We start from the raw sequence: 14,925 nt of genomic DNA on the forward strand, positions 1-14,925 counted from the left end.
TCAGCCTTTCGTCGCTCCGGCGACCAGGCCGCCGATGATGTGCCGTTGCATGATGATGAAGAAGACGACGATCGGCGCGATCGCCAGCAGCAGCGTCGGGAACACCACGGTGTAGTCCGTGGAGAACTCGCCGACGGCCGCGTAGACGCCTGTCGTGACCGTGTAGATCCCGGAGCCGGGCCCCAGGATGATCTGCGGACTGACGAAGTCGTTCCACACCCCGATCGAGTTGAGGACGACGACCGTCGCCACCACGGGCCGCATGATCGGGAAGACGCACGACCAGAAGATCCGGATGCGACCCGCCCCGTCGAGGGCCGCCGCCTCGTCGATGTCCCGCGGGACCGTGCGCAGGTACGCGCTGAACAGGAAGATCGTGACGGGGAGCGTCGCCGCCGTCTCGAACAGGATGAAGCCGGGGATGGTGTTGATGAGACCGAGCACCCGCAGCACGAACACGACCGGGATCAGCGTGACCTGGCCGGGGATGAACAGTCCGGAGACGAAGAGCAGCAGCAGCGCCATGTGCCACTTCCTGCGTCCCCGGGCGATCACGTACGCGACCGGCGCGGAGAGCAGGATGCAGAACAGGTTCACGAGGGCCACGAACAGCAGGGTGATGCCGTACGCCGCGATGACGTTGAACTTGCTGCTGGTGATCGCGTTCCAGAGGAACTCGAACGTGAAGGTGCCCGGCGAGATCTCCAGCGGGTGCCGCACGATCTCCTCCTGCGGCTTGAAGGCGCTGATCACCAGCACGTACAGCGGCACCAGCATGACGAGGGCCGTCGCGCCGAGCGCGATCCAGCGCACGACGGCGGCGAGCGGCGAGCGGCGCTCGCTCGCCGCGGTGCGCGAGCGCCGGCGGGGGGTCCGTGCGCCGGGGCGTGACGGCTCCGGACCGGCGAGGAGCGCCTCGGCGCCGAGGTTCGGCGTGTCCTGAAGGGGTGTCGTCATCAGTCGGTCACCTTCCGTTCTGCGCCGCGGCGGGCGAAGGTCACCGCGAGCCCGATCGCCGCGGTGATGACCAGCAGCACCACCGACTGCGCGGCGCCGAGCCCGAGCCGCGACTGGGCGAACGAGTCCTTGAGGATCTGGTAGACGATGGTCTGCGTGGATGCGGCGGGTCCGCCGTCCGTCAGAGCGAGCACGACGTCGTAGACCTTCAGCAGCCCGACCAGCGTGAGCACCAGGTTCACGGTGACCACCGGCGCGATCATGGGGACGGTGACGCTGCGGAACTGCTGCCAGCGGCTCGCTCCGTCGACGGTCGCCGCCTCGTAGTACTCCGTCGGGACCGACTTGATCCCGGCGATGTAGAGGATCATGTTGAACCCGAAGTGCGCCCACACGATGGTCAGGATGACGGTCGCCTTCGCGAACGACGGGTCGGTCAGGAACGGCACGGGAGGCACGCCGACCGCCCCGAGCAGGCCGTTGACCGCCCCATGTGGCGAGAGCAGCGCCGACCACAGGAATCCGATGATCAGCGCGCTGATGATGTACGGGTAGAAGAAGATCGTGCGAAGGACCGTGTTCGCCCGGCCCGGCCCCGAGATCAGCGCGGCGAGCGCCAGCCCGACGGCGTTGCACAGGATCGTCCCCGTCACCGCGATGACCGCGGTGAAGACGGCCGCGTCGATCGTGCGCGGATTGCGGAAGGCGAAGCGGTAGTTCTCGAACCCGATGAAGTCGAACCGGAGGCTGTACCCGTTCCAGTCGGTCAGGCTCAGCACGAACGCGAGGATCATCGGCACGATGAACATCGCGATGAACACGATGACCGCGGGAGCCGCCATCACCACGCCGGCGAGCCGGTCGCCCCAGCGGGCGCTGGGGCGACGGCTCCCGGCGTCGCGCGCACCCGCCAGCAGGGAGGTGGACGCCACGTTGTCGGTCAGCATCGGTCGGAGCTCAGTGGGCGTTCGCGGTGAACCAGTCGTCCATCGCCTTGTTCACATCGGCGGCGGACGTCCCGCCCAGGAGCGCCTGGGTCTGTGCGTTGATCTCCGTCGAGTAGCCGGTCGGAAGCGTCCTCTCGCCGTAGCCCTGGCCGGTCGGCGTGTAGGCGGAGTCCGGGGTGTCGGTGACGATCTTCAGCAGCTCGGCGCCGAGGTCGCCCATCTCGTAGTCGTATCCGGCCCGGTAGTTGCCGTCGACCTTCAGCTGGTCGAGGATGGCGGTCTTGTCGGTCACCAGGTACTTGACGAGTTCGGCCGCGGCGTCCTGGTGCTTCGACTCCTTCATGATCACGTACGGGCTCGCGATGTTGGCCCCCATGGCCGGCTGTTTCGTGCCGGAGAAGGCGGGCGCCCGGAACACCCCGATGTTCGCCGGGGACTTCGCGGCGGCCTCGCTCGCGACGAACCAGCTGCCCATGGGATAGAGGGCGGCTTTGCCGGAGAGGAAGTTCTGCTCGGCGTCGGCGTACTTGATCCCGAGGGCGTCGTCGTTCACGTAGCCCTTCGCGATCCAGTCGGCGTACTCGCGGACGGAGTCGCCGTAGGTCTTGCTGAACGTCAGCGTGCCGTCGCTCATCTTCTGGTACCAGTCGTGGTTGTCGGCGATGACGGTCGGCAGCGCGACGGTCTGGAGTGCATAGCTCGACATCCAGTCCCCACCGGTCTGGATGCCCGTCCAGCCGGCCTTCTTGAGCTTCGCGAGGTCGTCGGACAGCTGCTCGACCGTCGTGGGCGTCTCGGTGATGCCCGCGGCGGCGAAGGCGTCCTTGTTGTAGAACCACAGGCTCTGCACCTGCAGCCCGATGCCGGCCATGTAGTACTTGCCGTCGATCGTGTACTGCTCGGCAAGCGGAGCCGTGGTCGCCCAGTCGTACTTCGACAGGTCGACGAGTTCGGGGGCGAGCTCGGTGGAGGGCGGCAGCGACTCGACGACGTCGGGCGCCTCGCCCGCTGCCAGGAGACGCGGCACCGCCGCGGCGACACCCTCCGCCCCGGGGTTCTGGATCTTCACGTCGATGTCGGGGTGGGCCTTCTCGAACGGCTTGACGAGCGCGTTCCACCAGTCCTCGGTGAGATTCGGGGTCACGTTGACGAGCAGGCTGACGGTCTGCTTTCCGCCGCTCTGCGCCGCCCCTCCGGTCGCGCAGCCGCTCAGCCCCAGGCCGATGGCAGCGAGCGCGCCGACCGCGATCAGTGTTCGCCTCTTGATCATCGTTGATCCTCTCCTGCGCACGACCTCCGTGGCGCGGTCGCTACGATAATCGATAATCGCTTATGGCGCAACGATGCGTCGTTCATCGCCGAAGGAACCCCTGGTCAGGGGCGAGGAATCAGGGCAGGTGCCGCGGCCGGTCCGGCCGGAATCAGCGCACGCCGACGTAGAACCGCGACTCATCGCTGCGGTGCAGCGCGTGGTAGTACTCGAACGGCACGCCGTCCTCGTCCCACGCGACCGAGACGATGTCGAGGGCCGGGGCACCGGCGGGCAGCTCGAGCAGCGACGCCTCCTCCGGCGAGGGGATGATCGCCTTGAGCCACCGGTCGGCTCCTGCCGGCGCGACCCCGTAGGTGCGGCGCAGGTGGTCGTAGAGCGACCGGTTCTCGAGGTGGGCCTTGAGCAACCCGGCGAACCGGTCGCGCGGCAGGGTCGTCTGCACCAGCAGCCACGGCGTGCCGTCGACCGTTCGCAGCCGGCGCATCCGGATGACGGCCGTACCCTCCGGGACGCGCAGGGCGGCGGCCTCCTGCTCGTCCGCCTCCCCGTCGTCGAGCGAGAGGATGCGGGTCGCGACCGTTCGCCCCGTTCCCGCGAGGTCCTCCGAGGAGCCCGCGTTCGATCCGATGAACGAGAGGTCGCGTCGGGGCGGCGCGACGAACGAGCCCTTGGCGCGGATCTTGTAGATCTGGCCGCGGCGGACCAGTTCGGCCAGCGCCTCCCGGACCACCGTGCGCGAGACGCCGTACCGGTCGATGAGGTCGGCTTCGGAGGGGAGGGCCTGGTCGGGTGCGAGCACGCCGCTCTCTATCGCGTCGCGCAGCACGGCGACGAGCTGCTGCCAGAGCGGTTCTTTCGCGTCCCGGTCGAGCCGCGCGTCGCTCAGTGCAGTGGCGGGCATCCCATCCCCCTTCGATCCGCCGGCTCCCTCGTCGGCTCGGCCCTCGCTTGACACTCCGTCAGGCTACTGTCTAAGGTCTTGTCACTACAAGCTTGTCATGATGAGTTAGACGTGACAAGTTGACCGAAAGCAAGCACCTGGCAGTCCCCGAACACGACCCGTTTCGCAGAGAAGCGAAACCCCTGGAGGCAGAACAATGTCGTTTGAATCCTGGCGCCGCATCGGCGTCGTCGCCGCCGTCGCGGCGGCCCTCACCCTGACCGGCTGCTCGGCCGGCGCGGCCGGAGACGGCGGAGACGGAGCGGGCAAGACGTCCGGCATCTCCGTCGCGCTGAGCAACGGCTTCGTCAACGGCTGGCGGCTCACCCTGATCGACAAGTTCGAGAAGGAGGCCGACAAGCTCAAGAAGGACGGGGTCGTCTCCAAGTACACGACCGTCAACGCGCCCGGCGAGAACAGCGCGACCGAGCAGGCGTCCCAGATCCGCAGCCTGGTGCTGCAGAAGCCCGACATGCTCATCGTCATCCCCGCGTCCTCCACCGCCCTCGTTCCGGCCGTGGAGGAGGCCTGCACGGCCGGCATCACGGTGCTCGTGCTCGACGCCGACATGAAGGCGCCGTGCGCGCACATCGTCCGCAACGACTACGCCAAGTGGGGCGAGGTCTCCCTCGTCCCCGCTCTGAAGGCGATCGACGGCAAGGGCGACATCATCATCAACCGCGGCGTGATCGGCTCGCAGCCCGAGGAGGAGTTCAACAAGCGTCAGCACGAGATCCTCAAGGAGTACCCGGACGTCAAGGTCGCCGCAGAAGTCAACGGCTACTGCGACGGATCGACCGCCCAGAAGGAGATCGTGTCGGTGCTCGGCTCGCTGCCGCCGATCGCGGCCGTGCCCGGCTGCATCGGTGGGATGGGCGTCGTCCAGGCGTTCGAGTCGGCCGGCCGGCCGGACCCGGTCGTCGTCTTCGACACCGACGGGAAGTCGCTGAAGTTCTGGAAGGACAGCGGCATCACGAACGGCTCATTCGCTGCGCTGACCGACCCGGGGCAGGGCGTCGCCGCCCTCTACGTCGGCCTCGAGCTCCTCGCCGGCAAGAAGGTCCCGTCGACCGTCGTGCTCCCGCTGCTGGAGATCGGACAGGACGACCTCGACTACTGGGCGGGCAAGCTCTCCGCCGACGAGTACGCCGCGTACCCGTGGGACAAGAAGAGCGTCGACGCCGCCATCGCGGCCGTCGCGGACGGCAAGGACGCCGAGGCGCCCGCGCTCAACTAGCGCGAAGCGACCGGCGAGTTCGAAGGAGCATCGATGCCCACGACGATCACACAGACGCCCACGGACGCGTCCGCCGGCTCGGCGACGGAGGCCGCCGCGCTCGGCGCAGCCACCACCATCGCCGCCCGCGGGGTGACGAAGCGCTACGGGAGCACCCGTGCGCTGACCGGGGTCGACCTGCACGTCGAGCGCGGGGAGATCCTCGGGCTCGTCGGTCACAACGGCGCAGGGAAGAGCACCCTGATGCGCATCCTCGCCGGGCGCGAGCAGCCCGACGATGGTGCGGTCGTGGCCAGGGGCACGACCTCCGGCCGGTCCTGGGATGCCGCGGCGGCCGCCGCCGCAGGCGTCCGCATGGTCTACCAGGAGCTCGCGCTCTGCCCTGACCTCACCGTCGCGGAGAACGCGTACCTCTCCGACCGCCGCGGCGGGTCCCCCTTCGGGTGGAGTGGCCGCGCGGAGCGCCGGATCGGCGAGGTGCTGGACACCGTGTTCCCCGGGCACGGGGTCGCGGTGGTCCGGCGCGTGGGCGAACTCACCCTGGCCCAGCGCCAGATGGTCGAGATCGCCCGCGCCCTCTGCACCGAGCGACTCGGTCTCCTGATCCTGGACGAACCGACCGAGTCGCTCGGTGTGGATGCGGCCGACCAGCTGTACGCGCATCTGCACCGGCTCACGGCGGACGGCGTCAGCGTGCTGCTCATCTCGCACCGCATGGCCGAGATCATCGCGCACAGCGACCGGGTCGCCGTGATGCGCGACGGCGCGGTCGCCGGCGTCTTCGCTGAGGCGGACGAGCGCTCGCTCCTGCAGGCGATGGGCGGCGACGTCCACGCGCCGGCGGCCGTCGAGGCCGAAGCCGACGCGCGCTCCGCCGGAGAGGTCGTCGCGGCCATCCGCGGGGACGGCATCCCCTTCGAGGTGCGCGCCGGCGAGATCGTCGGACTGGCGGGCCTCGCCGGGCAGGGCCAGGAGCGGATGCTCGGGCGGCTCTGGGCGGCAGGAGCATTCACCCGCGGAGTGAGCGCCCCGCGGCGCCGCGCCTACGTGCCGGGCGACCGGCAGACCTCCGGCATCCTCCCGCTCTGGAGCGTCGCCCAGAACCTCACCATCGCCGCCCTGCGCGGCATCAGCACCGCCGGAGTGGTCGACGGCCGCGCCAAGCGCGCGCTCGCCGCCCGCTGGATCGACGCGCTGAGCATCCGCGGCGCCGCCGCGACGCCGATCACCGCCCTCAGCGGCGGCAACCAGCAGAAGGTCCTGGTCGCCAGGGCCTTCGCGACGGATGCCGCGCTCGTGCTGCTGGACGATCCGTTCCGCGGCGTCGACGTCGCCACGAAGAGCGAGCTCTACACGCTCATGAAGTCGGAGGCCGCGGCCGGCCGCGCCATCGTCTGGTACTCCACCGAGAACGCCGAGATGGCCCACTGCGACCGCGTATACGTGCTGCGCGCCGGCCGGATCGTCTCGGAGCTCGCTGGCGACAGCAACACCGAGGAGCGGATCATCGCCGACTCCTTCGAGGAAGGGACCGTCCGATGACCACCGCCACCACCGCGTCCACCCGGCCGAAGGGCGGCGGCACGAGCGCAGGACGTCCGGCACCGGCGGTCCGCCTGCGCGCCGGTCTCGCCCACGGCTCGCCCGCGCTCCTCGCGCTCGTCGCCCTGGCCGTGATCGTGGCGATCGCCGCCGCCATCCAGCCGGGCATCCTCTCGGTCACCGGGCTCAGCCTCATGCTGATGTCGGCGGTGCCTCTCGCCTTCGCCGCCCAGGCGCAGATGATCATCATGTCGGTCGGCGACATCGACCTCGGCATCGGAAACCTGGTCGGGCTGGTGACCGTCATCGCCGCGACGCTGCTCGCGACCGACCCGCTGCTGGGCTTCGGGATGCTGGCCGCCGTCCTCGTCGTCTACGCCCTGCTCGCCGTGATCGTGCAGAAGCGCGGTGTCCCGTCGATCATCGTCACGCTCGGGATGTCGTTCGTCTGGCTCGGCATCGGCCTGCAGCTGCTGCCGACCCCGGGCGGCGCCACTCCGGAGTGGCTGACCGCCATCGGGTCGTGGCGCAGCACCGTCGTCCCCCCTCCGCTGGTCTTCGTCGCCCTCGCGGCCCTCGCCGGCTGGTGGATCACGCGCCGGACGCGCGCCGGCGCCCGCATGCGGGCACTGGGCTCCAGCGCCGCGACGCTCGACAAAGCCGGATGGTCGGCGGCCCGCACCCGCATGACCGCGTACGTGCTTGCCGCCGTGCTCATCCTGGTCTCCGGCCTCCTCCTCGCGGCGCAGACCCGGTCGGGCGACATCAACTCGGCGAGCAACTACACCCTCACCACCATCGCCGCGGTCATCCTCGGCGGCGGCACGTTCTCCGGCGGCCGCGCCCTCCCCGTCGGCACCGCGCTCGGCGCCGTCACCCTCGGACTGATCTCCGTGCTGCTCAGCCTCGTCGCGCTCCCGTCGAGCATGCAGGCGGGCGCTCAGGGCGTGATCGTCCTCGCGGTCCTCGCCGGCCGCATCGTCACCGAGAGGTTCAGCCGATGACCACGTCCACTCCGACGCCCACCCTGCCGACGCCCGTCGTCGAGCCGCGCACCCGCTTCCACTGGCCCGCCTGGGGCTGGTCCCTGATCGGCGTGCTCGCCGTCTGGCTGTGCATCGTGGCCGTCCGGCCGGTGCAGCCGTTCGATCCGCTGGCCCAGGCCCTCTCGCTCGCCCCGTTCCTCGTGCTCGTCGCCCTCGGGCAGATGCTCGTCATCACGCTCGGCCCCGGCAACATCGACGTCTCCGTCGGCACCGTCGTCTCGATGGCGTCGTACGTCTCCGTCGGCGTCGGAGCGGCGGCCGGGCCGGTGCTCGGGATCGCGGCTGCGGCCGGCGCCGGGCTCGCGGCCGGTCTGATCAGCGTGGTCGCCATCCTCGTGCTGCGGGTGCCTCCCATCATCGCGACGCTGGCGACCAGCCTGATCGTGCAGTCCGCGACGCTGCTGCTCGCGGACGCGAACCGCGCCTCCGCCGCGGCCGCCCTGCGCGGCTTCGTCAACGCGAAGGTCCTCGGCATCCCCGTCATCGCGCTGGTCGTCGCCGTCGTCACCGTCGTCGTCGCCCTCGTCCTCTCGCGCACCCGGTTCGGCCTCTCGGTGCTCGCCGTCGGCCAGAGCCCGCGGGCCGCGGAGCGCGCCGGCATCCGCGTCTGGCGGGTGACCGCGATCACGTATCTCGTGAGCGGCGGTCTCGCCGGTCTCGCCGGGGGACTGCTCGCGGCCTTCATCTCGCCGAGCACGGTGCTCGGCTCCTCGTACATGCTCGACTCGGTCGCCGTGGTGGTGATCGGCGGAACGCTCATCTCCGGCGGCCGCGCGGTGCCCGTCGGCGCCTGGACCGGCGCGCTGTTCTTCGTGCTGCTGTCGGGCCTCCTCAACCTCGTCGGCTGGAGCGTCGGCGCCCAGAACATCCTCAAGGGCGTCCTCGTCGTCGCCGTCGTGGTGGTCTCCGCCGCCGCGACCGGCACCGGCCGTTCCAGCCTGGCGCGCCTGCGCGCCTCCCTGACCATGACCGCCAAGAAGAAAAGGAACATCCATGGCTGACCTCGAAGACCTCCGCGAAGGCACCGACTTCACCGGAGCCGCAGCTCCGGCGAGCGACACCGCCCTCAAGGGCGCCGCCGGGCTCGACTGGGGGATGCGCGCGCGTCTCTCGCGCGTCTTCGACCCCGCAGACGGCAAGACGGTCATGCTCGCCTTCGACCACGGCTACTTCCAGGGCCCGACCTCCGGCCTGGAGCGGCTGGACCGCTCCATCGTCCCGCTCATCCCCCAGGCCGACGCCCTGATGTGCACGCGCGGCGCACTGCGCACCACCGTCCCGTCGAACGCGGGCAAGGGCGTCGTGCTGCGTGCGAGCGGCGGCCCCAGCGTGCTCGGCGACCTCAGCCAGGAGGACCTGGCCGTGAGCATCGACGACGCCGTGCGGCTGGACGCCGCCGCCCTCGCGGTGCAGGTCTTCGTCGGTGCGGAGAACGAGAGCCGGTCGGTGAAGAACCTGACGACGCTCGTCGACCAGGGACAGGCCGCCGGCATCCCGGTGCTCGCCGTCACCGCGGTCGGACGCGAGATGGTGCGCGACGCCCGCTACTTCCGGCTGGCGACGCGGATCTCGGCCGAGCTCGGAGCCGCCTTCGTGAAGACGTACTACGTCGAGGAGGGGTTCGAGACCGTCACGAGCGCCTGCCCGGTGCCGATCGTGATCGCCGGAGGCAAGAAGGTGGAGGAGAGGGAGGCGCTGCGGATCGCGTACCGCGCCATCCAGGAGGGCGCGGCGGGCGTCGACATGGGCCGCAACGTCTTCCAGTCCGAGCACCCGGCCGCGATGCTCGCCGCCGTGCGCGGGGTCGTCCACGACGGCCTCACCGCCGACGACGCGTACGCCCTCTACGAGCAGCTCTCCCACTGACATGCCCGCACTCACCACCTACACCGCCGAGATCCCGGCCGTCGACGTCGCGGTGATCGGCGCGGGCATCAACGGCCTCGCGGTCGCCCGGGAGGCCGCGGCGCGCGGCCTGAGCGTCGCGCTCTTCGACCAGGACGACCTCGCCGCCCGCACCTCCGCGATCTCGACCCGGCTCATCCACGGCGGGCTGAAGTACCTGGAGCGGTTCGAGCTCAACCTCGTCTACGAGTCCATCCGCGAGCGCAACATCCTGCTCGCGAAGGCCCCGCACCTGGTGCACCCGTACCCGATGCTCATCCCGTTCTCGAAGCAGCAGAGCCGGCCCGGCTGGCTGCTCGCCTGCGGCCTGATGCTGCACGACGTGCTCTCGCTGGGCAAGCCGTTGCCGCTGAACCGGGTCGTGTTCCGCAAGCGTCTGCAGCGCGACTGGCCGGCTCTCGCCGACGCTGGTCTGCGCTGGGGCGGGCTGTTCCACGACGCCAACGTCCCGGTCACCGAGCGCCTCGCCGTCGAGCTGGCGGTGGATGCGCAGCGCCACGGCGCGATCGTGTCCACCCACTCCCGCGTGGAGTCGCTGGTCCGCACCGGCGGGCGCATCACCGGCCTGCGCTATCGCGACCGCGAGACCGGCGAGACGCGGACGGTTCCCGCGCGGGTGACCGTCAACGCGGCCGGCCCGTGGGTCGACCGCGTGCTCGACCTGGCCGGCGCCCACGACCGCCGCATGGGCCCGACCAAGGGCAGCCACCTGATCGTGGACGCGTTCCCCGGCGCCCCCGACACGTGCATCTTCTTCGAGTCGCCCGACGACGCCCGGCCCATGTTCGTGCTGCCGTGGGAGGACAAGTACATGATCGGGACGACCGACCTCCCGTACGACGGCTCGATCGACGACATCGTCATGGACGACGACGAGACCGCCTACCTGCTCGGAGCCGTCAACGCGCTCATCCCGCAGGCGGGGCTCACCCCGGACGACGTGCTGTGGTCGTATTCGGGGGTGCGCCCGCTGCCGTACGTCGGCGAGCTGGACGACCCGTCGAAGGTCAGCCGCGACCACGAGATCGTCGTGCACACCGGCGCGGACGCCGGCCTCGTGACCATCATCGGAGGCAAGCTCACCACGCACCGCGCGCTCGGCGAGCTCGTTGCACGGAGGCTGGAACGCGAGCTCGGGCGGCGGCCGGGACCCTCACCGACACGGGATGCGCGGCTCCCCGGCGCCCCGGACGGCGACTGGGCGCGGTTCCGGGCGGACTACCTCCGCCGCACCGCCCTGCCCGCGCGGAGCGCGGAACGCCTCGTCGACACCTACGGGACCGTCGCGACCGAGATCGAACGACTGACGGTGGAGACGCCCGCGCTCGCCCAGGTCGTCGACCCGGACACCGGTGCCATCGCCGCCGAGGCGGTCCACGCCGTGCGCGAGGAGGGCGCCCTCACCCTGGAGGATGTCGTCCTGCGGCGCACGGCCGTCGCTCTCAACCGCGACGTCGGCCTCGCCGCGGCGCCCGCGATCGCCGCGGTGCTCGTCGCCCACTGCGGCTGGAGCGAAGAACAGGCGGAGGGCGAGCTTGACCGCTACCGCGCCGCGATGCGACGCTTCAAACCGCGCGCCCTGACCGCCGAGCGCGAGGCCGGAACCATGCGAGGAAGCACGGAATGAAGCACTGCCTGATCGGGATCGACGTCGGCCTCACCGCCGCGAAGGCCGCCGCCTTCGACGAGAACGGGCGCGAACTGCGCACGGTCTCTGCGGCGAACCCGCGCGTCGCGGTCGCCGCCGACCGGCAGGAGATCGACATGGCGGCGCTGTGGGAGGTCGTCGCCGGTGTGCTCTCCGACCTGACGGCCTGGCTGGACGCCGAGGGGTGGACCGTCCGCGGCGTCGGCGCGACCGGTCACGGCAACGGCCTGTACCTCGTCGACGACGCTCTGCGTCCCGTCCGGCCGGCCTTCGCCTCCACCGACAGCCGCAGCGAGCGGATCGTCGCCGGGCTGGACGCCGAGGAGGTCGAGCGCGTCCGCCGGGTCACCGGCTCCGTGCCGTGGGCCGGCCAGCCCGGCGTGCTCCTGCGCTGGCTGCAGGACAACGAGCCGGACACCCTCGCCCGAGCCCGCTGGGCGCTCAGCTGCAAGGACTGGATCGTCGCCTGCCTCACCGCGACGGCGAGCGCCGACTACTCCGACGCGTCGGCCTGCGGTGTGGTGAACCTCGCCGAGCGGACGTACGAGCCTGCCGTGTTCGACCTGCTCGGCCTCCCCCGCACGCTCCGGTCCCTGCTGCCGCCGCTCTCCCGTTCCGACGAGGTCGTCGGACGCGTCACCGGGCCGGCGGCCTCCCTCACGGGGCTGCCCGAGGGCACCCCGGTCGTGGCCGGCTGCATGGACTGCATCGCCAGCCCCATCGGCGCCGGGTCGACCGCACCGGGCGATGTCACCGTGATCGTCGGCACCTGGGCGATCAACTCCGTCGTGGTGCCCGCCGACTCGGAGCCGCCGCGCGTGACCCTCAACGCCCTGCTGCCCGACCCCCGCTACATGCTCGCTCAGGAGGTCGCCCCCACCTCCGCGGCGAGCGTCGAGTGGTTCTCCTCGCTCATGTCCTCCGTGGCCGTGGATGCGGTGAGCCCGCGCGACCTGCTCCACGCCGCCTCCACGGTTCCCGCCGGAGCCGAGGGGCTGCTGTTCCTGCCGTTCGTCCACGGGGCCCCGGAGCACCTCGGCGCCTCCGGCACTCTGCTCGGCGTGAAGGACAAGCACGGCTACCGCGAGATCGCCCGCGCCGTCGCCGAGGGCATCACCCAGTACCACCGCGTCCAGCTCGACAAGGTGCGGGTCAGCGGAGCGAACGTCTCCTCCGAACCGTGGACGCTCGCCGGCGGCGGGGCCAAGAATCCGTTCTGGGCGCAGATGTTCGCGGACATCATCGGCCACCCGGTCCGCCGTCAGCTCGGCACCGAACTCGGGGCGCGCGGCGTCGCGTCCCTCGCCGCGGCCGGCGTCGGCATCGACACCGCATCCTGGCGTGTCGACCCCGACCCGGCGCTGGTCGTGTCTCCCGGGGAGGAGCGCGCGGTGTACCGGGTGCAGGCCGACCGGTTCGATCGCACGCTCGCCGCGATGGGCGCCGTGTGGACGGAGGCGGCCCGATGACGCTCCCCCTCAGCGGACCCGGCGGCCTCGGCGCCGATGCGGATGCCGCTCTCGCCGACATCACCCGCGTCTCCCGTGCCCTGGGCGCCGACCCGGCGCTCGTGCTGCACGGCGGCGGGAACACCTCGATCAAGGCCGTCGGCCGGGACATCACCGGAGACGACGTCGAGCTCGTCCTCGTGAAGGGCAGCGGCTGGGACCTCGGCAGCATCGAGCCGGCGGGATTCGCGCCGCTCCGCCGCGAGCGGCTGCTGCGCCTGCTCGCTCTCGACGAGCTGAGCGACAGCCGGATGGTCAACGAGGTGCGTCAGGCTTCGCTCGACGCGTCGGCGCCGACGGCGTCCATCGAGGCGCTGCTGCACGCCCACCTCCCCGCGCGCGTCGTGCTCCATTCCCACGCCGACGCGATCGTCGCGCTGACCGACCAGCCCGACGGCGTCCGGCACGCCGCCGATGTGCTGGGCGACGGCGTCCACGTCCTCCCGTATGTGATGCCCGGCTTCCCGCTCGCACGCGCGGTCGCGGATGCTCCCCTGCACGGCGTGGATGCTCTCGTGCTCGCGAATCACGGACTGTTCACCTTCGCCGACGACCCCGACGACGCGCTCCAGCGGCACCGTGAGCTGGTGGCCCGCGCTTCGGCATCGTTCGGCGACCCCGCGTGGGGAGACGCCGGGCCGGGGGAGGAGCGAGCCGGATCGCCGCTCGAGCTGGCCGCTCTGCGCCGCGACGTCTCGCGCGCTGCCGGGCGCCCCCTGGTCGTGCGGCAGTCGCCGTCCTCCCGGGCACACCGGTACGCGCGGCGCTCCGATCTGGCCGCGGTGACCGGCCGCGGCACGGCGACGCCCGAGCACGTCATCCGCACCAAGCGGGTCCCCCTCCTCGGCCGGGACGTCGACGCCTACGCATCCGCCTACCGCGCCTACGTCGACGCACACCGTCACCGCGCCCCGGGCGACCTGGAGCCGATCGATCCGGCGCCCCGCGTCATCCTGGACCCCGAGCTCGGCCTCCTGACCGCCGGCGTCTCGCGGGCCGCCGCCGACGCGGTGCACGACATCGCGCTGCACACCATGGACATCGTCGAGGCGGCCGACCGCCAGGGCGGGTACCGCTCGCTCGACGACCCCCTCACCTTCGACATCGAGTACTGGGAGCTGGAGCAGGCGCGTCTGCGGTCCGGCGCCTCCGGCCGGCCGCTGGACGGCGAGGTGGCGCTGGTGACCGGCGCGGCCTCGGGGATCGGCAAGGCCACCGCCGCCGCGCTCCTCGCCCAGGGCGCGTCGGTGGTCGGTGTCGACCTCAGCCCGGGCGTGGTGGATGCGTTCGCCGGCCCCGCCTGGCGCGGTGTGGTCGGCGATGTCTCCGACGCCGACGTGATCGACCGCGCCATCGCGGCCGCCGCGCGCGAGTTCGGAGGGCTGGACATCCTCGTCGTCGCGGCCGGGATCTTCCCGTCCGCTGAACCCCTCTCCGGGTTCGGCGACGACGTCTGGGAGCGGTCGCTGCGGGTCAACACGACGGCCGTCGCCCGGGCGCTGCGCGCCGCGCATCCCCTCCTCGCCGTCGCGCCGCGTGGAGGCCGCGTGGTGCTGGTGTCGACCAAGAACGTCGCGGCCCCGGGCCCGGGGGCGGCCGCCTACTCCGCGAGCAAGGCGGCCGCTGCGCAGCTGGCCCGCGTCGCTGCGCTGGAGTGGGCCGCCGACGGCATCCGCGTCAACCAGGTCGAGCCGGACGGCGTCTTCGACACGGCGATCTGGACGCCGGAACTGCTGGCCGACCGTGCCGCCCGCTACGGCCTCACCGTGGAGGAGTACCGCACCCGCAACCTCCTCGGCGTCGAGGTGACGAGCGCGGTCGTCGCGGAGGCGGTGCTCGTCTTCGCCGGCGGCCTCGCGGCCACGACGGGAGCGCATCTCTCGGTCGACGGCGGCAACGACCGCGTCGTGTAGCGCAGCCGC

At 71.5% G+C, this 14,925-nt stretch carries 12 protein-coding genes; 8 read left to right on the forward strand and 4 right to left on the reverse strand.

Features of this window, described 5'->3' with window-relative positions; all coding sequences use genetic code 11:
- The 4 genes from BJ963_RS13100 to BJ963_RS13115 all read right to left on the reverse strand — a co-directional run bounded on the left by BJ963_RS13100 (position 1) and on the right by BJ963_RS13115 (position 4,078).
- Positions 1-957: a carbohydrate ABC transporter permease gene (locus tag BJ963_RS13100; protein ID WP_179457115.1), complete on the reverse strand. Its 957-nt coding sequence runs from the start codon at positions 955-957 to the stop codon at positions 1-3.
- Positions 957-1,904: a carbohydrate ABC transporter permease gene (locus tag BJ963_RS13105; RefSeq protein ID WP_179457116.1), complete on the reverse strand. Its 948-nt coding sequence runs from the start codon at positions 1,902-1,904 to the stop codon at positions 957-959. The genes BJ963_RS13100 and BJ963_RS13105 overlap by 1 nt, the downstream gene beginning before the upstream one ends.
- A 10-nt stretch (positions 1,905-1,914) precedes the next feature.
- A complete protein-coding gene (locus BJ963_RS13110; protein WP_179457117.1) occupies positions 1,915-3,174 on the reverse strand; it encodes an ABC transporter substrate-binding protein in 1,260 nt (419 codons plus the stop codon).
- 151 nt (positions 3,175-3,325) lie between these two features.
- Positions 3,326-4,078 (reverse strand): GntR family transcriptional regulator, encoded by a 753-nt coding sequence (locus tag BJ963_RS13115; RefSeq protein WP_197682045.1) that lies wholly within the window; start codon positions 4,076-4,078, stop codon positions 3,326-3,328.
- Between the two features lie 196 nt (positions 4,079-4,274).
- Here BJ963_RS13115 and BJ963_RS13120 point away from each other — a divergent pair, with 196 nt between their 5' ends.
- Genes BJ963_RS13120 through BJ963_RS13155 form a run of 8 tightly spaced genes read left to right on the forward strand, consistent with a single transcriptional unit; the run spans position 4,275 to position 14,916 of the window.
- A complete protein-coding gene (locus tag BJ963_RS13120; protein WP_179457118.1) occupies positions 4,275-5,354 on the forward strand; it encodes a substrate-binding domain-containing protein in 1,080 nt (359 codons plus the stop codon).
- A gap of 33 nt (positions 5,355-5,387) precedes the next feature.
- Positions 5,388-6,896, forward strand: a complete 1,509-nt coding sequence (locus BJ963_RS13125) for a sugar ABC transporter ATP-binding protein (RefSeq protein WP_179457119.1) — start codon at positions 5,388-5,390, stop codon at positions 6,894-6,896.
- Positions 6,893-7,900 (forward strand): ABC transporter permease, encoded by a 1,008-nt coding sequence (locus tag BJ963_RS13130; protein ID WP_179457120.1) that lies wholly within the window; start codon positions 6,893-6,895, stop codon positions 7,898-7,900. The genes BJ963_RS13125 and BJ963_RS13130 overlap by 4 nt, the downstream gene beginning before the upstream one ends.
- Positions 7,897-8,943, forward strand: coding sequence for an ABC transporter permease (locus BJ963_RS13135; protein ID WP_179457121.1), 1,047 nt, complete (start codon positions 7,897-7,899; stop codon positions 8,941-8,943). Before BJ963_RS13130 ends, BJ963_RS13135 begins: the two co-directional genes overlap by 4 nt.
- The gene (lsrF, locus tag BJ963_RS13140; protein WP_089907206.1) at positions 8,936-9,808 is read left to right on the forward strand and encodes a 3-hydroxy-5-phosphonooxypentane-2,4-dione thiolase; all 873 of its coding nucleotides are present in this window, start codon (positions 8,936-8,938) and stop codon (positions 9,806-9,808) included. Before BJ963_RS13135 ends, lsrF begins: the two co-directional genes overlap by 8 nt.
- Before the next feature lies 1 nt (position 9,809).
- On the forward strand, positions 9,810-11,474 hold the full coding sequence (locus tag BJ963_RS13145) for a glycerol-3-phosphate dehydrogenase/oxidase (protein WP_179457122.1): 1,665 nt from the start codon (positions 9,810-9,812) through the stop codon (positions 11,472-11,474).
- On the forward strand, positions 11,471-12,964 hold the full coding sequence (locus tag BJ963_RS13150; protein ID WP_179457123.1) for an FGGY-family carbohydrate kinase: 1,494 nt from the start codon (positions 11,471-11,473) through the stop codon (positions 12,962-12,964). Before BJ963_RS13145 ends, BJ963_RS13150 begins: the two co-directional genes overlap by 4 nt.
- Positions 12,961-14,916: an SDR family NAD(P)-dependent oxidoreductase gene (locus tag BJ963_RS13155; RefSeq protein ID WP_179457124.1), complete on the forward strand. Its 1,956-nt coding sequence runs from the start codon at positions 12,961-12,963 to the stop codon at positions 14,914-14,916. Before BJ963_RS13150 ends, BJ963_RS13155 begins: the two co-directional genes overlap by 4 nt.
- Positions 14,917-14,925 lie beyond the last annotated feature (9 nt).

It is taken from the genome of Leifsonia soli (assembly GCF_013408745.1).
In the GTDB taxonomy this organism is placed as follows: domain Bacteria; phylum Actinomycetota; class Actinomycetes; order Actinomycetales; family Microbacteriaceae; genus Leifsonia; species Leifsonia soli.